A 24,446-nucleotide genomic window follows, 5' to 3' on the forward strand; every position below is an offset into this window, starting at 1 on the left:
CGATGTGAGTGACTAGGAGGGCGTGCGCGCCGCCGCCAGCAGACGGGTCACATCGTCCGAACAGATCGTCAGGGCCGCGCCCACCGTGGCCAGTACGTCGCGTTCGGCGGGGGTGTACGGCCCGTCCGCCAGGGCGATCCGGGCACCCTGGAGGAGAATCGACTCGCGGCCCGCGGGCGCGAGATGGGGCGCGAGGGGGTCCAGGGCCTCGTGCAGCTCTATGGCGAGGCTCGCACCGCCCGGTTCTCCGCTGACCCGGCCGGTGTCGGCGGCCAGGGCGTCGACCAGTGCGCTGAGCCCGTCCCCGGTGCAGTCGTCGAAGCCGGCCGAACGAACGGCGGCCGCGGCCGTCTCGAGGGACGTGCGCGAGCAGGCACCTCCCGCCGCGAGGAGCGCGAGGGCCACGGTGTGCACCGCGTCGCGCAGCATCGCCGAGAAGCGGGTCGTGGTGGGGTGGTCGAGGACGTCCGTGCCGTAGTGCCGGCCGCAGGCCGCGCACTCCACGACCGGGCCCGTCTCGCCACGGGGCAGGACCGGAACTCCGACCAGGGCGAAGCGGCGGCGGCCGGTGAGCCGTTGGTAGTTGCGATCGCCCCCGCAGCCGGGGCAGAAGAACTCGCCGTCACCTGCGGCGGTCCACACGGTGCGAATACCGAGGACGGGCGCGACGCGACTTCTGCGGGCTCCTCGGCCGTTGCGTCCCCGTCCTGGCAGCACGTCGCACCTCCGTAACTCCCCCACTGCCTCGAGGGCGTGGGCGGTGCCGCCGCGGCAACATCGCCGCGCTGGCGTGATGTTAGCCACATTGGTGATGCGAAGTCAGTACCCCGGACGAGACCTCTCCGTGATCTTGGGCAGAAATGGCTGGTCCATGATGTGGCCCCGCCCGCCCTGCGGGGCGCACGGGGCCACGAACGTGCCGGTCAGAGGGTCAGCGCGCGGCGCGGTTGACGGCCGAGACGACCGCCTTCAGCGATGCACGTGTCGTGTTCGCGTCGATACCGATACCCCACAGTACTTTTCCGTCGATCGCGCATTCGATGTAGGAGGCGGCCTGCGCGGAGGCACCCTCGCTCATCGTGTGCTCCTGGTAGTCCAGCAGGCGTACGTCGATCCCGATGGACTGCAGGGCGTCGAAGAAGGCCGAGATCGGGCCGTTGCCGGACCCGGTCAGCACGGTGTCCTCGCCGTCCACGGTGGCCTCGACCGTGAGGGCGTCCACGCCGTCCGTGTCCGTCGTCGACTGACCGGTCCTGACCTGGATACGGCCCCAGGGGTTGTCCGGGTTCGGCAGGTACTCGTCCCGGAAGACCGACCAGATCTCCTTCGGCGTGACCTCGCCGCCCTCGGCGTCCGTCTTCGCCTGGATGATCCTGGAGAACTCGATCTGCATCCGGCGCGGCAGGTCCAGCTTGTGGTCGTTCTTCAGGACGTAGGCGACGCCGCCCTTGCCGGACTGGGAGTTGACGCGGATGACGGCCTCGTAGGAGCGGCCCACGTCCTTGGGGTCGATGGGCAGGTACGGCACCGCCCACTCGATGTCGTCGACCGTCTTGCCCTGGGCGGCCGCGTCGGCCTCCATGGCGTCGAAGCCCTTCTTGATGGCGTCCTGGTGGGAGCCGGAGAAGGAGGTGTAGACGAGGTCCCCGATGTACGGGTGGCGCGGGTGGACCTCCATCTGGTTGCAGTACTCCCACGTGCGGCGGATCTCGTCGATGTGGGAGAAGTCGATCTGCGGGTCGACACCCTGGGAGAAGAGGTTCATGCCCAGGGTGACCAGGTCTACGTTGCCGGTGCGCTCGCCCTGGCCGAACAGACAGCCCTCGACGCGGTCGGCGCCGGCCATCAGGGCCAGTTCGGCCGCCGCGACCGCCGTGCCGCGGTCGTTGTGGGGGTGGACGGACAGGCAGACGAACTCGCGGCGGGAGAGGTTGCGGTGCATCCACTCGAAACGGTCCGCGTGCGTGGACGGGGTCGAGCGCTCCACGGTGGCGGGCAGGTTCAGGATGATCTCGCGGCCCGGCTCGGGCTGCCAGACGTCCATGACCCCTTCGCAGACCTCCAGGGCGAAGTCCAGCTCGGTGTCGGTGAAGATCTCGGGGCTGTACTGGTAGCCGAACTCGGTCTCGGGACCCAGCAGCTTCTCGGCGTACTCCATCACCAGCCGGGTGCCGTCCACCGCGATCTGCCTGATGTCGTCCCGGGAGCCGCGGAAGACGACCCGGCGGAAGACCGGGGCCGTGGCGTTGTAGAGGTGGACGTTCGCGCGCTTCGCGCCCTTCAGCGACTCGACGGTCCGCTCGATCAGGTCCTCGCGGGCCTGGGTCAGTACGGAGATCGTCACATCGTCCGGGATCGCGCCCTCTTCCTCGACGATCGAGCGCACGAAGTCGAAGTCGGTCTGCCCGGAGGCCGGGAAACCGACCTCGATCTCCTTGTAGCCCATCTTCACCAGCAGGTCGAACATCGCACGCTTGCGCGCCGGCGACATCGGGTCGATCAGGGCCTGGTTGCCGTCGCGCAGGTCGGTGGAGAGCCAGCGCGGAGCCTGGGTGATCCGCTGGGCGGGCCACGTACGGTCGGGGATGTCGACCTGGTCGTACGGACGGTACTTGTGGATCGGCATGGAAGTGGGCTGCTGGCGGTTGGCCATGGTGCGTGGGCTCCTCATGGGGTCCGGAAGGACGGCCGACGGCGCAACGCCAAACTCCGCGGGGAGGGAGTCGGCCTCGACTACAGGCCCTCGCCGCGGCAGCTAAGGAGGAGCAGCCCGAAACGCATGATGCTCCGCATGCTAGCCGAGCCACGCCGGCTGCGAAGGCTTGTATCAGTATGCGGGACCGCCAGGACAATTCGGATATAAAGTGCACCACATCACACCGCCCCCCTTCACATGGAAGCCCATAGCACCGCACCCGGCGACACGCGGCCCTTCGAGGCGGCAGTTCACCAATCACGGTTGCAGGTAGTGACAATCTCGTTACACAGTGCAATGGTTCCGGTCATGACCACCAACGGGGGCTTCCAGCCCGTCTTCTGCACGATCGTGCCGCCCCACGTCCTCGACCGGCTCGCACAGCACGAGGACTCCGGACTCGCCGCTCCCGCGCGCCGCACACTCGAGCGCGACGCCCTGGAGCGCACCCGGCGCCGGCTGACCACCGTCATCGGCGCCCCCGCGACCGCGCCGCCCGAGCACACCGCGGGCAAGCCGTACCGAACGGTCTACGACGCCGGCCACCAGGAGAGCCTGCCCGGCAGGAAGGTCCGCGGCGAGGGCGACGAGCCCGGCCAGGACGCCTCGGTCAACCGTGCCTACGCGGGGCTCGGCGCCACCTTCGAGCTGTACCGGACGGCGTACGGCCGGGACTCCATCGACGGCAAGGGGCTGCCGCTCGACGCGACGGTGCACTTCGGCCAGGACTACGACAACGCCTTCTGGAACGGCGAGCAGATGGTGTTCGGCGACGGGGACGGCGAGATCTTCCTCGACTTCACCATCCCGGTCGACGTGATCGGCCACGAACTCACCCACGGAGTCACCCAGTACACGGCGAACCTGGCCTACTTCGGGCAGTCGGGCGCGCTCAACGAGTCGCTCTCGGACGTGTTCGGCTCGCTGATCAAGCAGTACACGCTCGGCCAGACCGCCGCCGACGCCGACTGGCTGATCGGCACGGGGCTGCTCGCGCCGCGCGTCACCGGCAAGGCGCTGCGCTCGATGAAGGAACCGGGCACCGCGTACGACGACGACGTCCTCGGCAAGGACCCCCAGCCGTCGACGATGGACGGTTATGTGAACACCGGCCGCGACAACGGCGGGGTGCACATCAACTCCGGCATCCCCAACCGGGCCTTCTACCTGGTGGCCACCGCCCTCGGCGGCAACGCCTGGGAACGGGCCGGGCAGATCTGGTACGACGTGCTGACCGGCGGCGGTCTCGAGGCGGAGGCGACCTTCGCGGACTTCGCCAGGCTGACGGCGGCGGCGGCGAGGACCCGCTACACCGAGGACGGCGAGGAGCAGGAGGCCGTCCTCAAGGCCTGGGAACAGGTCGGGGTGCCCGCCTCGTAGCCCGCACGCCCGTTGTCGTACTAGACAGGTGCCATGCGTATTCGGGTGAGGCGCACGGGCGGGTTCGCAGGCATCGAGCGCCGGGCCGAGGTGGAGACCTCGGGACGGTCCGATGCCGAGGAGTGGCACTCCCTGGCCGAGCGGGCGGTCGCCGCCGGCCGGGGCGCGCCACCCGCCGTGGTGCCGGACGGCTTCAGTTACGAGATCACCGTGGACGGCCGGACCGTGTACTGCGCGGACCCCCGGCTGACCGAGGAGCAGCGGGCACTGGTGTCACGGGTGCTGAAGGAAGGCGCCTGACCCTGCCCGGCGCCGGGCAGGGCCCCGGCCGCCCTCGAGGTTCGGGCTTTCGGTTCGTTCCTGGCCGTTGACTTCCGTTACCGACGGTAAGGATGATCCGGCGCATGGTGACGAACCCGATGCCTCAGTTCCCGGCCGGTTTTCTGTGGGGTGTGTCGACCTCGGCGCACCAGATCGAGGGGGCGGCGGACGCGCGCGAGCCCTCCGTGTGGGACGTGTTCACCGCCGAGCCGGGACGCGTGAAGGACGGCTCGACGGCCGCGGTGGCCTGCGACTCCTACCACCGCTATCCCGAGGACGTGGCGCTGCTGGCCGGCCTCGGTGTGGACGCCTACCGCTTCTCGGTCTCCTGGCCGAGGGTGGACTCCCCCGGCGGCCTCGACTTCTACGACGGCCTGGTCGACGCCCTGTGCGCGGCGGGCGTACGGCCGGTGGTGACCCTGTTCCACTGGGACCTTCCGGTGGCCCTGGACTGGCTGGAGCGGGACACGGCGTCCCGCTTCGCCGACCACGTCTCGGTCGTCGCCGAGCGCCTGGGCGACCGCGTCGCCAAGTGGATCACGCTCAACGAGCCCGCCGAGCACACCTTGCTGGGCCATGCGCTCGGGGTCCACGCCCCCGGCAGGCGGCTGATGTTCGACGCGCTGCCGGTGGCCCACCACCAGTTGCTCGCCCACGGTCTTGCCGTACGGGCACTGCGCGCGGCCGGGACGGGCGACATCGGGATCGCCAACTCGCACGGCCCGACCTGGGCGGCGTCCGAGAAGCCGGAGGACAGGCAGGCCGCGGAGTTCTACGACCTCCTGCTCAACCGCCTGTTCTCGGACCCCCTTCTGATCGGCCGTTACCCCGAGGGCATCGGCGAGCTGATGCCGGGCGACGTCGAGGCAGATCTCAAGGTGATCGCGGAACCGATCGACTGGTACGGGATCAACTACTACGCGCCGACGAGGGTGGGCGCACCGCAGGGCGCGGAGATCGAGTTCGGCGGTCTCTCGCTCCCCGCCGAACTCCCCTTCACGGTCCGGGAGATCGAGGACCGCCCGGTCACGGACTTCGGGTGGCCGGTGGTCCCGGAGGCGCTCACCGAGCTGCTCACCGGATTCGCCGAGCGTTACGGCGACCGGCTCCCGCCCGTCCTCATCACCGAGAACGGCTGCTCGTACGAGGGCGTCGACGACCAGGAGCGCATCGCCTATCTGGACGGCCACATACGGGCGTTGCACCGGGCCGTCGAGGCGGGGGTCGACGTACGCGGCTACTTCGTGTGGTCACTGCTGGACAACTTCGAGTGGGCCGAGGGGTACGCGCGCCGCTTCGGGCTGGTGCACACGGACTTCGAGACGCTGGAGCGGACCCCGAAGGCGTCCTACGCGTGGCTGCGCGATCTGCTGCGGGCGCAGAGATGACGACGGCCGAGCGGCCCGCCGACCGTCCCCTGGACGCCCTCGCCGAGCCCGTCGAGCGGGTCGGCCGGGGCTGGACCTCGGCCCTGGCACTGGCCAACGGTGCGATCTGGGTCGGCTGGTACGGCCCGCTGCAGATCCTGCTCGCCTCCCAGGCGACGGACTTCGCCCCGGACGCCGGCATGTCCAAGGAGACGATGCTGGGCTGGGTGACGGGCGCGGGCGCGGTGGTGTCGCTCGTCGCGAACCCCTTCTTCGGTGCGCTGTCCGACCGCACCGTCTCCCGCCGGGGCCGCCGCACACCGTGGATCGTGGCCGGGACGTCAGGCGGGGCGCTGTCGCTCCTGCTGCTGGGCTGGGCTGGCGGGGTGTGGACCATGGCGCTCGGCTGGTGCCTGGTCCAGCTCACGCTGAACGCCGCTTTCGCGGCGGTGACGGCGGCGGTCCCCGACCGGGTGCCGCCCTCCCAGCGGGGATCGGTGGGCGGCTGGCTGGGTGCGGCGCAGATCCTGGGCGTCGTCGGCGGCACCGGCCTTGCGACCGTCGCCGGGGGCATCGGCGCGGGCTACGCGGCATGTGCGGTGTTCACGGTGGTGGGCGTGCTGCCCTATGTCCTGCGCCACCGGGACATGCGGCTGTCCGCGGCGGCCCGGCCGCCCTGGTCCTGGCGGGGTTTCCTGGCCGGGTTCTGGCTGAGTCCGCGCCGCCATCCCGATCTGGGCTGGGCCTGGCTGACCCGCTTCCTGATCAACCTCAGCAATGGGCTGGTGCTGCTGTATCTGCTGTACTACCTGCGGGACCGCATCGGCTACCACGACCCCGAACAGGGCGTCCTCGTCCTGACCGCGGTGAACGGCATCACCCTCCTCGCCACGGTCGTCGTCGGCGGCGTCTGGTCGGACCGGGTGGGCCGGCGCAAACCGTTCGTGATCTGGTCCGGGGTGCTGATGGCGCTCGCCACGGCGGCCCTGTCCGGCTGGCAGACCTGGCCCGGCACCGTCGTCGCGGCGGCCGTCCTGGGCGTGGGCTTCGGGGTCTTCACCTCGGTCGACTTCGCGCTGATGACCCATGTCCTGCCGAAGGCCCTGGACCGCGGGAAGGACCTGGGGGTGATCAACGTGGCCAACGCCCTCCCCCAGGTCGCAGCCCCGGCCCTGGCCGCGCCGATCGTGACGTATCTGGGCGGCTACCGGGTGCTCTACCTGGTGGCGGCGGTGGTCGGGCTGGCCGGGGCGCTGCTCGTGGGGCGGATCCGGGGCGTGGACTGACGTCGCGGCACCCCGCCACCGCGGCAGCCGCACGCCCTGGGGGCGGCGGGTGGACCGGGGCGGCACGGCGGGGCACACCGCCGGATCCCACTCGGGAAACTCCGGCCCCGAAAAGCCCTACGGCCTTGTCAGTACCGCGTCGTACCCTTGGAATCGCGAGGCCGCCCTCAGCTACGCGGCCGTGACGAGGAGGAACCGCAGGCCCGCGGGCCGGCCCATGACTCAGACACCCACAGCTCGTACCCCTGCGCAGGGGCAGGCGAGAACACAGATCACCGTCCCCGCCAAGCACCCCATGGTGATGGTGCTGGGTTCAGGCGATTCCCTCCTGCGCGTGATCGAGACGGCCTTCCCGGGGGTCGACATCCATGTCCGGGGCAATGAGATCAGCGCGGTCGGCGACTCGGCGGATGTCGCCCTGATCCAGCGCCTGTTCGCAGAGATGATGCTGGTGCTCCGCACCGGGCAGCCGATGACGGAGGACGCAGTGGAACGCTCGATCGCCATGCTCCGGGCGAGCGACGACGGTGAGGGCGACGGACCGGAGACCCCGGCCGAGGTGCTGACGCAGAACATCCTGTCCTCCCGCGGCCGCACGATCCGCCCCAAGACGCTCAACCAGAAGCGGTACGTCGACGCGATCGACAAGCACACGATCGTCTTCGGCATCGGTCCCGCGGGTACGGGCAAGACCTATCTCGCCATGGCGAAGGCCGTGCAGGCCTTGCAGTCCAAGCAGGTCAACCGCATCATCCTGACCCGGCCTGCGGTCGAGGCGGGCGAGCGGCTCGGCTTCCTGCCCGGCACGCTGTACGAGAAGATCGACCCGTATCTGCGCCCGCTCTACGACGCGCTGCACGACATGATCGACCCCGACTCCATCCCGCGGCTCATGGCCGCCGGGACGATCGAGGTCGCCCCGCTCGCCTACATGCGTGGCCGCACTCTGAACGACGCCTTCATCATCCTCGACGAGGCCCAGAACACGAGCCCCGAACAGATGAAGATGTTCCTCACCCGCCTCGGCTTCGACTCGAAGATCGTGATCACGGGTGACGTGACCCAGGTCGACCTGCCGAACGGCACCAAGAGCGGCCTGCGGCAGGTCCAGGAGATCCTGGAAGGCGTCGAGGACGTGCACTTCTCCCGGCTGTCGTCCCACGATGTCGTACGGCACAAGCTCGTCGGCCGTATCGTCGACGCCTACGAGAAGTACGACAGCCAGAACGGCACCGAGAACGGCACGCAGAAGCCCGGCCGCAAGGCCGGGCATGCCCACAAGGGGAAGTAGACCAGCAGCACCATGTCGATCGACGTCAACAACGAGTCCGGCACCGAGGTCGACGAGCAGGCGATCCTCGACATCGCCCGCTACGCGCTCGCGCGGATGCGCATCCACCCGCTCTCCGAGCTCTCGGTGATCGTCGTGGACGCCGACGCCATGGAGCAGCTGCACGTGCAGTGGATGGAGCTGCCCGGACCGACGGATGTCATGTCCTTCCCCATGGACGAGCTGCGGCCGCCGTCCAAGGACGACGACGAGCCGCCTCAGGGGCTGCTCGGCGACATCGTGCTGTGCCCCGAGGTCGCCGCCAAGCAGGGCGCCGAGGCGCCGACGCAGCACTCCATGGACGAGGAGCTCCAGCTCCTGACGGTCCATGGAGTGCTGCATCTGCTCGGCTACGACCACGAGGAGCCCGACGAGAAGGCCGAGATGTTCGGTCTCCAGGCGGCCATCGTGGACGGCTGGCGCGCGGAGAAGGGCCTGACCGGCCCGTCCCCTGCCCCGACCGTCTCATGAGCCCTCAGATCGTCCTCGGCGCGATCGCTCTGGTCGTCGTCGCCTGGCTCGCCGCCTGTGCGGAGGCGGGCCTGGCGCGGGTCTCCAGCTTCCGCGCCGAGGAGGCGGTACGCAGCGGGCGGCGGGGCAGCGCCAAGCTCGCCCGGATCGCCGCGGACCCGACGCGCTACCTGAACGTGGCGCTGCTGGTCCGCGTCACCTGCGAGATGGCCGCCGCCGCGCTCGTGGTCTTCGCCTGCCTCAGGGAGTTCGACAACACCGCCGAGGCCCTTCTGATCGCGATCGCGGTCATGGTCCTCGTCTCGTACGTCGCCGTCGGGGTCTCCCCGCGCACCATCGGCCGCCAGCACCCGCTGAACACGGCGACGGTCGCGGCGTACGTCCTTGTGCCGCTGGCCCGGATCATGGGCCCGATCCCCTCCCTGCTGATCCTCATCGGCAATGCGCTCACCCCCGGCAAGGGCTTCCGCCGCGGCCCCTTCGCCTCCGAGGCGGAACTGCGCGCGCTGGTCGACCTCGCGGAGAAGGAGTCCCTCATCGAGGCCGAGGAGCGCCGTATGGTGCACTCCGTCTTCGAGCTGGGCGACACCCTCGTGCGGGAGGTGATGGTCCCGCGCACGGACCTGGTGGTCATCGAGCGCTACAAGACCATTCGCCAGGCGCTGACCCTGGCCCTCAGGTCCGGCTTCTCGCGCATCCCGGTCACCGGCGAGAGCGAGGACGACATCGTCGGGATCGTGTATCTGAAGGACCTGGCCCGCAAGACGCACATCAGCCGCGACGCCGAGTCCGAGCTGGTGTCCACCGCCATGCGGCCCGCCACGTTCGTACCCGACACCAAGAACGCCGGCGATCTGCTGCGCGAGATGCAGAAGGACCGCAACCACGTCGCCGTGGTCATCGACGAGTACGGCGGCACGGCCGGGATCGTGACCATCGAGGACATCCTCGAGGAGATCGTCGGCGAGATCACCGACGAGTACGACCGCGAACTGCCGCCCGTCGAGGACCTGGGCGAGGACCGCTACCGGGTCACCGCCCGCCTCGACATCGGGGACCTCGGCGAGCTGTACGGCCTCGAGGCCTACGACGACGAGGACGTGGAGACGGTCGGCGGACTGCTCGCGAAGGCACTGGGCAGGGTGCCCATCGCCGGTGCCTCGTCGCTCGTGGAGCTGCCCGACGGACGCGAGCTGCGACTGACAGCCGAGGCCGCGGCCGGACGCCGGAACCGGATCGCGACCGTGCTGGTGGAGCCGGTGGGCCCGGCCGGGCCCCCGCGGGAGGTGCCGAAGGCGGAATGACCCCACAGGAGCTGCGCGCGTTCTGCCTGTCGTTCAACGCCGCGGTGGAGGACTTCCCCTTCGACCCGCAGACCTCGGTCTTCAAGGTCCAGGGAAGGCTCTTCGCCCTGACGAACCTGGCCGGACGGCCCCTGAAGGTCAACCTCAAGTGCGATCCCGAGGACGCGGTGCGCCTGCGCACCGAACACGAGGGCCTGATCGCGCCCGGCTGGCACATGAACAAACGCCACTGGAACACCGTCACCGTGGACGGCCGACTTACCGACCGCCTGGTCCGGGAACTCGTCGAGGACTCGTACGACCTCGTCGTCGCCGGACTTCCGCGCGCCGACCGTCTCCGCCTCGACCGTCCCTGACGAGGACCGGCGCCGGGCGACGACCCCGTCGCCCGGCGGCCGCGAGGCCGCTCCGTATGCTCGGGGCATGACCGACAGCACCGCGCTCGACCCCGAGGACCGCAAGATCGTCACCCTGGCCCGTTCCGTGCGGGCGCGCAACGGTGTGCCCGAGGGTGCCGCCGTACGGGACGAGACCGGGCGCACCTATGCCGCCGGGACCGTCGAACTGGAGTCGCTGAAGCTGAGTGCGCTGCAGACGGCGGTGGCCATGGCGGTGGCGTCGGGGGCGAAGTCCCTGGAGGCCGCCGCGGTCGTGACCATGTCGGAGTCCGCGTCGGCGCAGGACCGGGCGGCGGTACGCGACCTCGGCGGGCCCCGGACGCCGGTGCTGGTGGCGTCGCCCGACGGAGTGCTGCGGCACACGGTCACGGCGGGCTGAGATCCGGGGCGCCGCCCGGTGCCCCTCGTGCGTCGGCCTCTCCTCGTAACGCACCCGTCGCGGCGGCCCGCGAAGCCTCGTAACGCACCCGTCGCGGCGGCCCGCGAAGCCTCGTGACGCACCCGTCGGTGCGGCCCGCGAGGCCTTGTGACGGCTCATCAAGCCACGGGCCGCGTCCCGTCGGTCTCCCGTACGCCCCGGTGGCCTCGGGACCGTGACGGGTCGTCCGGCGGTCAGAGCGCGTCCGGGCCCCGCTCACCGGTCCGGACCCGCACCACCGTGTCCACCGGCACCGCCCACACCTTCCCGTCCCCGATCTTCCCCGTCCGGGCGGCCTTCACGATCGCGTCGACGACGGCGTCGGCGTCCCCGTCCTCGACCACGACCTCGATGCGGACCTTGGGCACGAGGTCGACCCGGTACTCCGCGCCGCGATACACCTCGGTGTGCCCGCCCTGGCGGCCGTAGCCGCTCGCCTCGGTCACGGTCAGCCCCTGCACGCCCAGTTCCTGCAGGGCCGTCTTGACCGTGTCGAGACGGAACGGTTTGACGACGGCGGTGATGAGCTTCATGCCGGGGGGTGACCTTCTGCGAGGCGGAGTGGGCGACCGGGGCGCCATGGCCCGGGACGCCGTGATCGTAGGCGGTGCCCGCCCCCGCCGTAAGGCCCCGGCAGCTGCGTTTCCGCGCCCCCTCACGGTCACATACGGGCATGATCCCGTGACGCTGAGTGGTGCGGCGGCGCTCGACGGGAAGGCGCGGGCTCCGGGGCGGGGCCGGATCGTGCGGAGGGGCTCCGTGGATCAGGGAGAATGGGCGCCATGAGCGTTCGCACCCAGTCCTCCGAGCCCACCGAGGCCGTCCACCGGGCGGGTTTCGCCTGTTTCGTGGGCCGTCCCAACGCGGGCAAGTCCACCCTCACGAACGCTCTGGTCGGGCAGAAGGTGGCGATCACCTCGAACCGTCCGCAGACGACACGGCACACGGTGCGGGGCATCGTGCACCGCCCCGACGCGCAGCTGATCCTGGTGGACACCCCCGGTCTGCACAAACCGCGGACGCTGCTGGGCGAGCGGCTGAACGACGTGGTGCGCACGACGTGGGCCGAGGTGGACGTGATCGGCTTCTGTCTGCCGGCCGACCAGAAGATCGGTCCCGGTGACCGCTTCATCGCCAAGGAGCTGGCGGGGATCAAGAAGACCCCGAAGGTCGCGATCGTCACCAAGACGGATCTCGTGGACTCCAAGACCCTGGCGGAACAGCTCGTCGCGATCGACCGGCTGGGCGAGGAGCTGGGATTCACCTGGGCGGAGATCGTGCCGGTGTCGGCGACCGCGAACAAGCAGGTGGACCTGCTGGCTGACCTGCTGATCCCGCTGCTGCCCGAGGGGCCCGCGCTCTACCCCGAGGGCGATCTGACGGACGAGCCGGAGCAGGTCATGGTGGCGGAGCTGATCCGCGAGGCGGCGCTGGAGGGTGTGCGCGACGAACTGCCGCACTCGATCGCGGTGGTGGTGGAGGAGATGCTGCCGCGCGAGGACCGCCCGGCGGACAAGCCGCTCCTCGACATCCACGCGAACGTCTACATCGAGCGGCCCAGTCAGAAGGGGATCATCATCGGGCCGAAGGGCAAGCGCCTGAAGGAGGTCGGCATCAAGTCCCGCAAGCACATCGAGGCGCTGCTCGGCACCCCGGTGTTCCTCGACCTCCATGTCAAGGTGGCCAAGGACTGGCAGCGCGACCCCAAGCAGCTGCGCCGTCTGGGCTTCTGAGCGCTTCCCGTACGTCGCGCGGGCCGCTCGCGCTCATGTCGCCCTGCGGAATCCGATCGTCGGCACGGCCCGCCGCCGCGGCCACGGCTCCACGCACTCCTCCGGCACCAACCGCTCCAGGAACGCGTACCGGCTGAGCGCCGCCGGGTCCTGGTCCTCGTACGACTGGACCCTGCTCCACCACGCCGCGATCTCGGCCCAGCCGGGCGCCGAGAGCGACCCGCCGAACTCCTGCACCGAGAGCGCCGCCGTCAGACCGGCGAAGGCGAGGCGGTCGGCCAGCGGCCATGCGGCCAGCGTGCCGGTCACAAAACCCGCCACGAAGACGTCGCCCGCCCCTGTGGGGTCGAGTGCCTCGACCGCGATCGCAGGCACGGCGGCGGTCTCCCCGGTGCGGCCGTCCACGGCGTACGCGCCGTCCGCGCCGAGGGTGACGACGGCCAGCGGCACGTGTTCGGTCAGCGCGTGCGCGGCGGCGCGGGGGCATTCGGTGCCGGTGTACCGCATGGCCTCCTGCGCGTTCGGCAGGAACGCCTCGCAGTGTTCGAGGTCGGCGAGGCCCGCCAGGTCCCAGGCACCGGTGTCGTCCCAGCCGACGTCGGCGAAGACACGGGTGCCCTGCTTGGCCGCCTCGGCGATCCAGGGGGCGCGTCTGCCCGGGGTCAGTGAGGCGACGGCGGCCCGCGCGCGGGGCGGGCAGGCGGGCGCGGGCTCCTCGGGCGGTGGCTCGTGACCGTGGGACACCATGGTCCGTTCGCCCTCGTAGGCCATGGAGACGGTGACCGGGGAGTGCCATCCGGACACCCGGCGGGAGATCGACAGGTCGATGCCCTCGCCCCGCTCCAGCTCGTCCCAGCAGTACTCGCCGTAGTGGTCGTCGCCGAAGGCCGCGGCCAGGGAGGTCTTCAGGCCGAGGCGGGCCAGCGCCGCCGCCATGTTGGCCACGCCCCCGGGGCTCGACCCCATCCCGCGCGCCCAGGACTCGGTGCCGCGCACCGGCGCGGAGGCGAGCCCGGTGAAGATGATGTCGAGGAAGACCGTCCCCGTGAGGTAGACGTCACAGGACGGATCGCCCGGCGCCCGAAGAGGGGCGAGCGGATCGACGTGGGGTTGGTGGTGCGGCCCGTCCCCGATGTGGGGGTGCTGCGGTCCCTCTCCGGCGGTCGCGGTCACGGTGGGCTCCCTGACATGGTGCGGATCCAGCCAGTGTGCACCAAAGGGCTCGCCGGGCGACGGCGTCGGCGCGACGCCGCCGGGACCTCACCAGCGGGGCACCGCGGGCGCGCGCCACCCGGGATGCGCGAGGCGCATCGCCGCACCGTCGTCGCGGTCGCGCAGGGCGCCGTCGTCCCCGAGCCAGCGCTCGTGCAGGGCGCCCAGCCGGTCGCGGTCCAGGGTGACGCCGAGCCCCGGGGCGTCGGACACGGCGACCGCGCCGTCCCGGAAGGCGGGACGCTCGGTGACGACGTCCTCGGCCTGCCAGGGGTAGTGGGTGTCGCAGGCGTGGTGGAGGTCCGGCACCGTGGCCGCGACATGGGTCATCGCGGCGAGGGAGATGCCGAGGTGCGTGTTGGAGTGCATGGACACCCCGACGCCGAACGCACGGCAGATCGCCGCGAGTTCACGTGTGTTGCGCAGCCCGCCCCAGTAGTGGTGGTCGGACAGGACCACCTGGACGGCGCCGCTCGTGAACGCCTCCCGGATCTCGGCGAACGTGGTGACACACATGTTGGTGGCGAGCGGCACCCGGGTCCGGGCGGCGATCTCGGCCATGGCCGGGGTGCCGAGGGCGGGGTCCTCCAGGTACTCGAGGACGTCGCCCAGCTCGCGGGCCACCGCCAGCGCGGTCTCCACCGACCAGGCGCCGTTCGGATCCAGCCGCAGGGGGTGGCCGGGAAAAGCCTCGGCAAGCGCCCGGATCGCCGCGATCTCCTCCGCCGGCGCGAAGACGCCGCCCTTGAGCTTGAAGGAGGTGAAGCCGTACCGCTCCTTGAACCTCCGGGCCTGCTCGACCACTCCGGTCGGATCGAGGGCGGCACCCCACTCGTCCTGCTCGCTCGCCACGCCCTCCGGGTGGCCGGCCCACTTGTAGAAGAGATACGCGCTGTACTCGACCTCGTCCCGCACCTTGCCGCCGAGCAGCGCGTGCACGGGCAGGCCGAGCGCCTTGCCGAGGGCGTCGAGGCAGGCGACCTCGAAGGCGGACACGACGGACAGGCGGAGTTTGTCGGCGGTCTGGACACCGCGCAGCCCGCCGACGTCGAGCCGGCCGCCGGACCGGGAGCCGTCGACGGCGACGTCGTCGGCGAGCGCGAACAGGCCGTTGAGATCGGACACCGGACGGCCGATCAGCTTGTCCGCCAGGGGCCGGGCCGGTTCGAGGTACTTGGTGTCCCCGTAGGTCTCGCCGACACCCGTGGTCCCGTCGGCGGTCACCACCTCCACGATCAGCCGGGGCGTATAGGGCTGATGGACGCCCTGGGTGTTCAGCAGCGGCGGGTCGGCGACCAGGATCGGCGTCAGGCGCACCTCGGCGATGGTGAGGTCACGGGAGGTCGCGGCGGTCACAGGGCGGCTCCTACGAGATCGAGTCCGGTGGCGAGCAGTGTCTCGAGATCGGCCAGATCGGCGGGCGAGGGATCGACGAGCGGGGCGCGCACGGGCCCCACCCGACCGCCCCGCAGCCGGGCAGCCGCCTTGACCAGAGAGACGGCATACCCGGGCACCCGGTCGCGGACGGCGACGAGCGGGACGTAGAACTCGCGCAGCAGCGTCTTCACCAGGTTGTCGTCGCCGTCGCGCAGCGCGGCGAAGAAGGCGGTCGCGATCTCCGGTGCGAAGGCGTGGACGGCGGAGGAGTAGGCCGGTACGCCGACCGCGGTGTACGCACGCGCCTGGAGTTCGGCGGTGGCGGCCCCGTTGAAGAACAGGAAGCTCTCGGGCGCGGCGAGGGTGAGGCGCTGCAGCCGGTCGAGGTCGCTGTGGCCGTCCTTGAGCCCGATGACGCCGGGGATGCGGGTGATGCGCCGGAACGCCTCGGTGCCGAAGGCGACCTGGCCGCGCTGGTAGGCGATGAGCGGGAGCGGGGTGCGGGCGGCGATCCGCTCCAGCTGCGCGACGAGTCCGGCCTGCGGAGCGGCCACGAGGTAGTGCGGCAGGACGAGCAGCGCGTCCGCGCCGGCCTCCTCGGCGATCCGCGCGAACCGGACGGCCTGCGCCCAGCCGTATCCCACACCGGCGACGACGGGTACCCGTCCGCCGGCCGCCTCCACGGCCGCGGCCACGACCTGTCCGTACTCCTCCTCGTCCAGGGAGAAGAACTCCCCCGTGCCGCAGGCCGGGAAGACGGCGCCGGGCGCGGCGGCGAGCTGCCCGGCGACATGGGCCCGGAAGCCGTCGAGATCCAGCGAGCCGTCCTTGTGGAAGCTTGTGAGCGGAAACGACAGGACCCCCTGTGCCATGCCGTTCCGCAGCCTCCGTGCCACCGCCTCCGGGTCCGCGTCCTTGGCGCCGCCCACCACACTCATCTCCTCATGTAGACGCCATCCATATATACAAATGCAGATTAGATACATGGACGGGCCCCGTCAACGGCGGGATCCGGACCGGGCCATGCACGGCCCCGCCCGGATTACGATCGGCGCATGTCAGACACCGGGGGCGTCCGCGAGGTGAAGTCGGCCGCGCGCACGGTCGAGCTGCTCGAGGTACTCGCCGCGCGGGGCGACCGTCCGGCACGCCTGCAGGAGCTCGCGGACCAGCTCGGGGTGCCGCGCAGCTCGATGTACGCCCTGCTGCAGACCCTCGTCTCGCGGGGCTGGGTCCGCACGGACGTCACCGGCTCGCTCTACGGCATCGGCATCCACGCCCTGCTGACGGGCACGAGCTATCTGGACTCCGACCCCCGGGTGCGCGCCGTGCGCCCGTACCTCGACGAGGCGTCGGAGGCCCTCGGTGAGACGATCCACATGGGTCGCCTCGACGGCACCGACGTCGCCTATCTCGCGACGCGCGAATCGCACGAATATCTGCGCACGATCAGCCGCGTCGGCCGGCGGCTGCCCGCGCACGCGGGTGCGCTCGGCAAGGCCCTGCTGGCGGAGCGGCCCGGCACCTGGCTGCCGGAGGGCCCGTACGCGGCCCTCACCCCGCACACCCACACATCCCACGCCGCCCTGCTGGCGGATCTGGCCGTGACCCGTGAGCGCGGGTACTCGATCGACCGCGAGGAGAGCGTCGCCGGCATCGTCGGTTTCGGTTTCGCCCTCCACTACGACCTGCCGGCCCAGGACGCGATCAGCTGCTCGGTGCCGGTGGCCCGGCTGACACCCGGTCACGAGGAGCACATCGTCGCGGTGATGGGGGAGATCCGGACCCGGATCGAGGAAATCGGACGGGGCGGAGCCGGGGCGCCGCACTGGCGCTGACCCAACGCGATCCCGGGTCTCCGCTTCTCAGAAGGCGCCGCTTTTACCCGGCCCGACCAGCACCAAACCCCTTAGTGACCCAGATCACACACCCCGCGCTTTTTTCTTGAACCGCGTGCTTGATACAAATTGCCCGCGCGATCCTGTCGTTCGACGGTCGGCGCCCCAATCCCCCGCTTTTCCGCCGCTCCTTTCGTATGCCCTGGAACGCCCGTGTCCTCCCGCCCCGCCCCGCCCTGGCCCCTCGTCGCCCTTTTCACGGCCGGGTATCTGGCCGCGTACCTCCTGCCCACCACCGTCGGCAGGCTGGACTCGGGCCTTCCGCTCTCCTCCACCGAAGCCGGCTCCATCGGCAGCGCCCTGCTGCTCGGTTCGGCCTGCGCGGGCTTCCTGCTCGCCGCGCACGTCCACCGGATCGGCCCCCGCAGGCTCGCCCGTGCCGGACTCCTGCTCGCCGCCGCGGGATACGGCACGGCCGCGCTCAGCCACAGCATCCCCGTGGTCGTCGCGGGAGCGGTGGCCGGCGGGTTCGGCTCCGGTACGGCGACCACCGTCGCCGCGACCGGCATCGCCGCGCAGCGCGACCCGCACCGCACCTCCACGCTCGGCCTGCTCGGCGTCTCCGCGCTCGCCGGCGTGATCTACCTGACGGTTCCCCGGCTCGGCCCGGGCCACGGACTCCCGCTCGCCGCCCTCGCGCTCACCGCGCTGCTGGTGTGGCCCGCGACCGGCCGCCTGTCCACCCCGGCGCGGATCGTCACGACTCACCCCGGGAGCGGGGAGAGCGGCCGTCTGCCCCACACCCGCTCCGGCATCGTCCTCGCCGCCGGCATTCTGTGCTGGTCCCTCGCCCAGAACTCGCTGTGGGGCGTCAGCGGCCGCATCGGCCTCACCCAGGCGCATCTGACGGAGGTCACCGTCGGCGCCGTCTTCGCGATCGCGCTCGGGGCCGGACTGCTCGGCGTGATCGGCGCGGGAGCACTCGGCCCCCGTCTCGGCCGCGCGCTCCCCATCGGTCTGGGCACCGCGCTCATCGCCGGCTGTATCGCGCTCAGCTCCTCCGCCACCGGCTTCGGCACCTTCGCGACCGGCGAGATCGCCTGGAACACGCTCTACCCGATCGTGCTGTCGTATCTGATCGGCCTCGCCGCCTCCCTCGACCGGCGCGGCCGCTGGGCGGTCCTCGTGGGCTCGGCCTCCTCGCTCGGCACGGCGGTCGGCCCGCTGGCCGGCAGCCTGCTGTCCGCTCGGGCGGGCTTCCCGGCGATGGGGGCGATCCTCGCCGTCGGCCTGCTGGCCATCACGCTCCCGCTGACCGCGGTCGCCCTGCACACCGGTGGCCGTCCGCTGCTGCCCGGCGCGGCCCGTCGTCGCACCTCGGCCGTCGTGGTGGCCGTCACCACGGGCACCCCCTCGGGTGCGGTGCCCCCGGTCGGCGCACCGGAGCAGGCGGTCGTGGAGTTCCCGCTCGACGCGGCGGCGGTGACGGCGCGAGAGGAGTACGACACGGCGGGGCCGCGGCAGGCCGCCGCCGCACCGGGACCCGGAACCCTCTAGCGGCCGCCGAACTCGTACGCGTCCACCTCGGACAGGTAGCGCGCCCGCCGCTCCTCGTCGTCCTCCAGGAAGGAGGCGACGAAGGAGTTGCGGGCCAACCGGCGCATGTGCGCCTCGCTCAGGCCGAGAACGTTGCGCACGGCGTGGAAGTTGTCCCCTGCGTACCCGCCGAAGTAGGCGGGATCGTCGGAGTTGACGGTGCACAGCAGTCCGGCATCGAGCATCGCGGCCAGCGGGTGGTCCGCCAGGGTGTCCACGGCGCGCAGCCGGACGTTGGACAGCGGGCACAGCGTCAGCGGCACCCGCTCGCGCACCAGCCGCTCGACGAGGGCCGGGTCCTCCATGCAGCGCAACCCGTGGTCGACGCGCTCGACGCCGAGCACGTCCAGGGCCTCGGTGATGTACTCCGGCGGCCCCTCCTCGCCGGCGTGCGCGACGCGGCGCAGTCCCAGAGCGGCGGCGGCCTCGTACACCGCGCGGAACTCGGCCGGCGGATGGCCGACCTCGGCGGAGTCCAGACCGACCCCGACGATCCGGTCCAGGTACGGTTTCGCGGCCTCGAGGGTCTCCAGCGCCGAGTCGGCGGACTCGTCACGCAGGAAGCACATGATCAGCCGAGTGGAGACGCCGTGCTTCTCCTCGCTGCGTCCGAGCGCCCGCCACAGCCCCTCGACGACCGTGCCCATGGCGACCCCCCGGGCGAGGTGGGCCTGCGGATCGAAGAAGATCTCGGCGTGCCGCACCCCCTGCGCCGCGGCCCGCTCGAGGTAGGCGTCGGCCAGGTCCTCGAAGTCCTGCTCGGTCCGCAGCACGGCCATGAGCTCGTAGTACAGGTTCAGAAAGGACTGGAGGTCGTCGAAGGCGTACGCCTTGCGCAGCTCTTCCGTGTCCGCGTACGGCAGTTCGACGCCGTTGCGCGCGGCCAGCGCGAAGGCCAGCTCGGGCTCGAGGGTGCCTTCGACATGAAGGTGCAGTTCAGCTTTGGGGAGGGGCATCAAAGCATCGTACGGCCTGGTCACACCCGTTTCGGGAGAGGCACTCTCAGCAGGTCGCGGGCCACGGTCAGCTCGCCCTCGAACCCGGCGTCGCGCGCCTGCCGCTCGAACTCCTCCGGCTCCGCATAGCGCTGGCTGAAGTGGGTGAGGACCAGGTGCCGCACACCGGCCCCCTGCGCCACCCGGGCCGCCTGGCCTGCCGTCAGGTGCCCGTACTCGACGGCCAGTTGCTCGTCCGTGTCGAGGAAGGTGGACTCGATGACCAGCATGTCGCAGCTCTCCGCGAGGGCGTACACGCCGTCGCACAGCCGGGTGTCCATGACGAACCCGAAGCGCTGCCCGCGCCGCACCTCGCTCACGGCCTCGAGCGTGACTCCGTCCAGGGAGCCCTCACGCTGGATGCGGCCCACGTCCGGGCCCTTGATGCCGTGCGCGGCGAGCCGCTCGGGCAGCATGCGCCGCCCGTCGGGCTCGACCAGCCGGTAGCCGAAGGAATCGACGGGGTGGGACAGACGCCTGGCCTCGAGGATGTACGCGGCCGTCGTCGCGATCACGCCGTCCTCCGCGACCGGCGCCTCGGTGATCCCGACGGTCTCCCGATAGGCCGTCGCATACCGCAGCCGCTCGAAGAAGTGCTGCCCCGACTTCGGGTAGTGCGCGGTGATCCTGTGCGGCACCTTGTCCAGATTGATCCGCTGGATGACCCCGGCCAGCCCGAGCGAGTGGTCGCCGTGGAAGTGCGTGACGCAGATCCGGTTCAGGTCATGGGCGGCGGCGCCGGCGCGCAGCATCTGCCGCTGGGTGCCCTCGCCGGGGTCGAAGAGGATGCCGTCACCGTCCCACCGCAGCAGATAGCCGTTGTGGTTGCGGTGCCGGGTCGGGACCTGGCTGGCGGTGCCGAGGACGACCAGTTCGCGTACGGACACGGCGTCCTAACCGGGGGGCCACTGCAGGCCGCGGCCGCCGAGAACGTGGGCGTGCGCGTGCCAGACGGTCTGCCCGGCACCGCTGCCGGTGTTGAAGACGACGCGGTGGCTCTCGAGCTTCTCCTGCGTGGCGACCTCTCCGGTCTCGCGGAGCAGGTCGGCAGCCACGGCCGGTTCGGCGGCGGCGAGGGTGGCGACGTCCCGGTAGTGGACCCGGGGGATGACCAGGACGTGGGTCGGCGCCTGGGGGTTGATGTCCTGGAAGGCGACGGTGGTCTCCGTCTCCCGGACGATCGTCGCCGGGATCTGCCCCGCGACGATCTTGCAGAACAGGCAGTCGTCCTGCGGCTCTCCCGCCATGTGCGTGCCTCCTCACACCGACTGATCACGACGACGGCATGGTATCCGCCCGGCCGCCGCCCACGGCCACCCCTGCGCTGCGCCGCGGAGAGGCGCGGGCCGCCCCGGGCCGGTCGCCCGACCGGGGCTCCACGGCAACGGACGGCCCGCAACGGCGGCGATCCACCCACGGCGGTCGACCCCACGCGAGGTGGCGTACCGGGCCGCCGGAGCGGGCGCAGGCTCACAGCCGGGGCAGCTCCGGGGGCGTCTTCGCCGGGTGCTCCTCGAGCGCGGCCAGCGCCATGCGCACGGCCTCGTCCAGTTGCACATCGCGCCCTGCGGCGTGGTCCTGCGGCGCCTGCACCACCTCGACGTCCGGATCGACCCCGTGGTTCTCCACGCCCCAGCCGTAACCCTCCAGCCAGAACGCGTACTTCGGCTGCGTCACGAGGGTCCCGTCCACAAGGCGGTACCTGCTGTCGATCCCGATGACCCCGCCCCAGGTCCGTGTCCCGACCACCGGCCCGATCCCGAGCGCCTTGACCGCCGCGTTCACGATGTCCCCGTCCGATCCGGAGAACTCGTTGGCGACGGCGACGACGGGTCCGCGCGGGGCGTCCTCGGGGTAGCTGTAGGCCCGCAGCCCTCGCGGGAGGTCCCAGCCCACGATCCGGCGCGCCAGCTTCTCCACCACCAGCTGGGAGGTGTGCCCGCCCCGGTTCTCCCGGACGTCCACGACCAGCCCCTCCCGGGCGACCTCGATCCGCAGGTCCCGGTGGAGCTGCGCCCACCCTGATCCCACCATGTCCGGCACGTGCAGATACCCGAGCCGCCCGCCCGAGGTCTCGTGCACATACGCCCGCCGGTCCGCCACCCAGGCGTGGTACCTGAGCGGCTCCTCGTCGGCGATCGGGACGACGACCGCGTGCCGCAGATCCCCGCCGCCCGCCGGTGAGATCGTCAGCTCCACCGGCCGGCCGGCCGTACCGACCAGCAGCGGCCCCGGTCCCGTCACCGGGTCCACCGGCCGCCCGCCCACCGCGACGATCGCGTCCCCGGTGCGCACGGCCACACCGGGTGCGGCGAGCGGCGCGCGTGCGTCCGGGTCGGAGGTCTCCGAGGGCAGCACCCGGTCGACGTGCCACTGGCCGTCGGCGTGGCGGGAGATGTCCGCGCCGAGCAGCCCCTGCCGCCGGTCCGTGTCGGCCCCGTGGCCGGGCGGCGTCACGTACGCGTGGGAGGTGCCCAGTTCGCCGTGCACCTCCCACAGGAGGTCGACCAGGTCGTCGTGCGTGGCCACCCGTCCGAGCACCGGCCGGTAGCGGTCGAGGACCCCGTCCCAGTCGATTCCGCCGAGGTCCGGCCGCCAGAAGTTGTCCCGCATGAGACGGCCCGTCTCGTCGTACATCTGCCGCCACTCCGCGGCGGGGTCGACGGTCTGCCGCACCCGCGACAGGTCGACCGTGATGTTCGCGTCGCTGTCGTCGTCGTTCGGGGCGCGGCGGTCGCTCGGCACGACCTTGAGCCTGCCGTCGGTCCACAGCAGCACCCGCTTGCCGTCACCGCTGACCGCGAAGCGGTCGGCGTCCGCGGCGAGATGCTCGATGCGCTGCTGGACCAGGTCGTAGCGCTCCAGCTCGGTCTTGGGATCGGGGTCGTCGGGTGTGGCGCGGGAGGCTCCCAGCACACCGCGCACGGGATGCCGCAGCCACAGCACGCCGTCCTTGGCGGCCCGCAGCCCGGAGTAGCGCGCGGACTCGACCGGGAAGGGCACGATCCGGTCGCCGAGCCCGTCCAGGTCGATCCGGGTGGCGGGGGCGCCCTCGCTGTCGGGCGTCTCGTCCTTCTCGGGCGCCTCGAAGGGGCGGCCGTGCCGCTGCGGCCCGAAGGGGGACGGCGTGGTCGCGGCGAGGGTGATCAGGTGCGGCCGTGAACCGCCGACGAAGGCCAGGTCGAAGACGTGCTCGTCGTAGACGGGATCGAAGGAGCGCGCCGACAGGAACGCCAGGTGCTTGCCGTCCAGCGTGAACGCCGGTGCATAGTCGCGGAAGCGGAGCGGGGTCGCCTCGGTCACCGACAGGTCGGCCGTGTTGGCGAGCTTGAGCTGGCGCAGCGGCCGCGGGCCGGGGTGCGACCAGGCCAGCCATGCCGAGTCGGGTGAGAAGACCAGCCCGTCGGCGTCTCCGTCGTCACTGCGGTCGACCTCGCGTACCTCACCGCTGTCCCGCTCGACGAGCAGCACCCGTCCGTCGTGCGTGGCGACCGCGACGCGGCCGCCGTCGGGTGCCACCGCGAGCCCGAGCACCCGCCCCAACTGCCCGGCCGCCAGCCGGCGGGGGGTGGCTGCGGGCAGAAAACCCGTGGCGGGCGCGAACTCCAGCGCGTCCTCGCCCTCCGCGTCCGTCACCCACACCACCCACTCCTCGCCGTCGGCGCGGAAGGTGTGCGGCAGCCGGGCTCGTACGCCGTGATCCGCGGCGAGCGCGCGGGCCGGCCCCGAACGATGGGTGATCCAGTGCACGGCGCCGCGCACGGAGATCGCGCTGCCGCGTCCGGTGTGGTCGGGCGAGGCGGTCCCGAACCAGCGGCCCGCGTGCAGGGGGTACGGCTGGAGGTCCGCGCGCTGCCCGCCGAGCCGGATGTCCAGCCGCCGTGGTTCGGCGCCGTCCAGGTCGTCGAGGAGCCACAGCTCACCGGCAGAGGCGTACACCACCCGGGTGCCGTCGGTGGCGGCGTGCCGGGCGTAGAAGCCCTCCCCGCCCTCGTCCGCTCCTGCGAGCGGTGTGTGGCGGCGCAGGTCCGACCCGTCGGCCGGCGAGGAGTACACGGCCCCGACGCCCTCGTGGTCGGAGAGGAATGCGATCCTCGCCCGGTCGCCCGTTCCCACCCACAGCGGATACTCGATGTTCCCGTCGAGATCCTCGTGCAGCCGCACGAACTCGCCGTCGCCCTCACGGTCGATCCACAACTTGCCGGCGGTGCCGCCCCGGTAACGCTTCCAGTACGCGGCCTCGCGCCCCATCGGCGCGGACAGCAGGACCGTGGCGGGCCCGTACGCGACCTCGCCGACGGGCCCGTACGCCAGGGTGGTGGCCGGTCCGCCGTCGAGCGGCACGGCGCGCGCCCAGGTGCGGCGCAGCGACGCCTGACCGGCCGTGCTGAGCGCGAGCACCTGGCCCTCGGGGGTCCAGCCTCGCACCTGGGTCTTCGCGCTTCCCCAGTGCGTCAGGCGCTTCGAGGGGCCGCCGTCGATCGGGGCGACGTGGACTTCGGGAGCGCCGTCGCGGGTGGAGGTCCAGGCGACGACCGTGCCGTCCGGGGAGACGCGGGGGTGGTTCACGGGAACGTTGTCGGCGCTGACCCGCCAGGCACGGCCGCCGTCGAGCGGGGCGACCCAGACGTCGTCCTCGGCGGTGAAGGCGACCAACTCGCCGTGCAGATGCGGGAACCGGAGGTACGCGGGCGATGCGGACTGAGTCACCGGATCACCCTAAGC

General features: G+C 71.7%; 22 protein-coding genes. 12 read left to right on the plus strand and 10 right to left on the minus strand.

The annotated features are described in order from the left end of the window. Window positions 1-12 precede the first annotated feature (12 nt). Window positions 13-717 (minus strand): TerB family tellurite resistance protein, encoded by a 705-nt coding sequence (locus ADL25_RS32745; protein WP_059131510.1) that lies wholly within the window; start codon window positions 715-717, stop codon window positions 13-15. Between the two features lie 214 nt (window positions 718-931). Further along, window positions 932-2,653 (minus strand): 2-isopropylmalate synthase, encoded by a 1,722-nt coding sequence (gene leuA, locus ADL25_RS32750; RefSeq protein ID WP_059131511.1) that lies wholly within the window; start codon window positions 2,651-2,653, stop codon window positions 932-934. Window positions 2,654-3,004: 351 nt separating this feature from the next. Here leuA and ADL25_RS32755 point away from each other — a divergent pair, with 351 nt between their 5' ends. The 9 genes from ADL25_RS32755 (at window position 3,005) to ADL25_RS32795 (ending at window position 10,931) form a co-directional block, all read left to right on the plus strand. After that, entirely contained in the window at window positions 3,005-4,075 is a 1,071-nt protein-coding gene (locus ADL25_RS32755; protein WP_059131647.1) for a M4 family metallopeptidase, read from the plus strand. Between the two features lie 33 nt (window positions 4,076-4,108). Then, window positions 4,109-4,375, plus strand: coding sequence for a protealysin inhibitor emfourin (locus ADL25_RS32760; protein WP_059131512.1), 267 nt, complete (start codon window positions 4,109-4,111; stop codon window positions 4,373-4,375). A gap of 92 nt (window positions 4,376-4,467) precedes the next feature. Continuing rightward, complete coding sequence (locus tag ADL25_RS32765) at window positions 4,468-5,784, plus strand: GH1 family beta-glucosidase (RefSeq protein ID WP_059131513.1); 1,317 nt, start codon at window positions 4,468-4,470, stop codon at window positions 5,782-5,784. Further along, window positions 5,781-7,049 carry an MFS transporter gene (locus ADL25_RS32770; RefSeq protein WP_059131514.1) on the plus strand — a complete coding sequence of 423 codons (1,269 nt, stop codon included), beginning with the start codon at window positions 5,781-5,783 and terminating at the stop codon, window positions 7,047-7,049. The genes ADL25_RS32765 and ADL25_RS32770 overlap by 4 nt, the downstream gene beginning before the upstream one ends. Before the next feature lie 217 nt (window positions 7,050-7,266). Next, complete coding sequence (locus ADL25_RS32775) at window positions 7,267-8,340, plus strand: PhoH family protein (RefSeq protein WP_059131515.1); 1,074 nt, start codon at window positions 7,267-7,269, stop codon at window positions 8,338-8,340. A gap of 12 nt (window positions 8,341-8,352) precedes the next feature. Then, window positions 8,353-8,850, plus strand: a complete 498-nt coding sequence (gene ybeY, locus ADL25_RS32780) for an rRNA maturation RNase YbeY (protein ID WP_059131516.1) — start codon at window positions 8,353-8,355, stop codon at window positions 8,848-8,850. Next, window positions 8,847-10,154: a hemolysin family protein gene (locus tag ADL25_RS32785; RefSeq protein WP_059131517.1), complete on the plus strand. Its 1,308-nt coding sequence runs from the start codon at window positions 8,847-8,849 to the stop codon at window positions 10,152-10,154. The genes ybeY and ADL25_RS32785 overlap by 4 nt, the downstream gene beginning before the upstream one ends. Further along, window positions 10,151-10,510 carry an MmcQ/YjbR family DNA-binding protein gene (locus tag ADL25_RS32790; RefSeq protein WP_059131518.1) on the plus strand — a complete coding sequence of 120 codons (360 nt, stop codon included), beginning with the start codon at window positions 10,151-10,153 and terminating at the stop codon, window positions 10,508-10,510. The genes ADL25_RS32785 and ADL25_RS32790 overlap by 4 nt, the downstream gene beginning before the upstream one ends. A 67-nt stretch (window positions 10,511-10,577) precedes the next feature. Then, window positions 10,578-10,931: a hypothetical protein gene (locus ADL25_RS32795; RefSeq protein WP_059131519.1), complete on the plus strand. Its 354-nt coding sequence runs from the start codon at window positions 10,578-10,580 to the stop codon at window positions 10,929-10,931. A gap of 233 nt (window positions 10,932-11,164) precedes the next feature. On the opposite strand, the gene ADL25_RS32800 is transcribed toward ADL25_RS32795, so the two are convergent. Next, entirely contained in the window at window positions 11,165-11,503 is a 339-nt protein-coding gene (locus tag ADL25_RS32800) for a P-II family nitrogen regulator (protein ID WP_059131520.1), read from the minus strand. A gap of 249 nt (window positions 11,504-11,752) precedes the next feature. On the opposite strand from ADL25_RS32800, the gene era reads away from it, so the two are divergent. After that, the gene (gene era, locus ADL25_RS32805; protein ID WP_059131521.1) at window positions 11,753-12,703 is read left to right on the plus strand and encodes a GTPase Era; all 951 of its coding nucleotides are present in this window, start codon (window positions 11,753-11,755) and stop codon (window positions 12,701-12,703) included. Window positions 12,704-12,736: 33 nt separating this feature from the next. On the opposite strand, the gene ADL25_RS32810 is transcribed toward era, so the two are convergent. From ADL25_RS32810 to ADL25_RS32820, 3 genes are all read right to left on the minus strand, one after another. Further along, complete coding sequence (locus tag ADL25_RS32810; RefSeq protein ID WP_181923038.1) at window positions 12,737-13,876, minus strand: carbohydrate kinase family protein; 1,140 nt, start codon at window positions 13,874-13,876, stop codon at window positions 12,737-12,739. 87 nt (window positions 13,877-13,963) lie between these two features. Beyond that, window positions 13,964-15,271 carry a glucarate dehydratase family protein gene (locus tag ADL25_RS32815; protein ID WP_059131523.1) on the minus strand — a complete coding sequence of 436 codons (1,308 nt, stop codon included), beginning with the start codon at window positions 15,269-15,271 and terminating at the stop codon, window positions 13,964-13,966. Then, the gene (locus tag ADL25_RS32820) at window positions 15,268-16,230 is read right to left on the minus strand and encodes a 5-dehydro-4-deoxyglucarate dehydratase (RefSeq protein ID WP_059131524.1); all 963 of its coding nucleotides are present in this window, start codon (window positions 16,228-16,230) and stop codon (window positions 15,268-15,270) included. Before ADL25_RS32820 ends, ADL25_RS32815 begins: the two co-directional genes overlap by 4 nt. Window positions 16,231-16,347: 117 nt before the next feature. On the opposite strand from ADL25_RS32820, the gene ADL25_RS32825 reads away from it, so the two are divergent. Both ADL25_RS32825 and ADL25_RS32830 read left to right on the plus strand, forming a co-directional pair. Then, window positions 16,348-17,130, plus strand: coding sequence for an IclR family transcriptional regulator (locus ADL25_RS32825; RefSeq protein ID WP_059131525.1), 783 nt, complete (start codon window positions 16,348-16,350; stop codon window positions 17,128-17,130). Between the two features lie 213 nt (window positions 17,131-17,343). After that, window positions 17,344-18,687, plus strand: a complete 1,344-nt coding sequence (locus ADL25_RS32830) for an MFS transporter (protein WP_059131526.1) — start codon at window positions 17,344-17,346, stop codon at window positions 18,685-18,687. Here ADL25_RS32830 and ADL25_RS32835 read toward each other — a convergent pair. The 4 genes from ADL25_RS32835 to ADL25_RS32850 all read right to left on the minus strand — a co-directional run bounded on the left by ADL25_RS32835 (window position 18,684) and on the right by ADL25_RS32850 (window position 24,431). Further along, complete coding sequence (locus ADL25_RS32835) at window positions 18,684-19,682, minus strand: adenosine deaminase (RefSeq protein ID WP_059131527.1); 999 nt, start codon at window positions 19,680-19,682, stop codon at window positions 18,684-18,686. The genes ADL25_RS32830 and ADL25_RS32835 overlap by 4 nt on opposite strands. A 20-nt stretch (window positions 19,683-19,702) precedes the next feature. Beyond that, window positions 19,703-20,608, minus strand: a complete 906-nt coding sequence (locus tag ADL25_RS32840) for a ribonuclease Z (RefSeq protein ID WP_059131528.1) — start codon at window positions 20,606-20,608, stop codon at window positions 19,703-19,705. A 6-nt stretch (window positions 20,609-20,614) separates the two neighbouring features. After that, complete coding sequence (locus ADL25_RS32845; protein WP_059131529.1) at window positions 20,615-20,968, minus strand: histidine triad nucleotide-binding protein; 354 nt, start codon at window positions 20,966-20,968, stop codon at window positions 20,615-20,617. Between the two features lie 223 nt (window positions 20,969-21,191). Beyond that, window positions 21,192-24,431, minus strand: a complete 3,240-nt coding sequence (locus ADL25_RS32850) for a S41 family peptidase (protein ID WP_059131530.1) — start codon at window positions 24,429-24,431, stop codon at window positions 21,192-21,194. Between the last annotated feature and the right edge of the window lie 15 nt (window positions 24,432-24,446).

This window comes from Streptomyces sp. NRRL F-5122 (assembly GCF_001507435.1).
Taxonomy (GTDB): domain Bacteria; phylum Actinomycetota; class Actinomycetes; order Streptomycetales; family Streptomycetaceae; genus Streptomyces; species Streptomyces lannensis.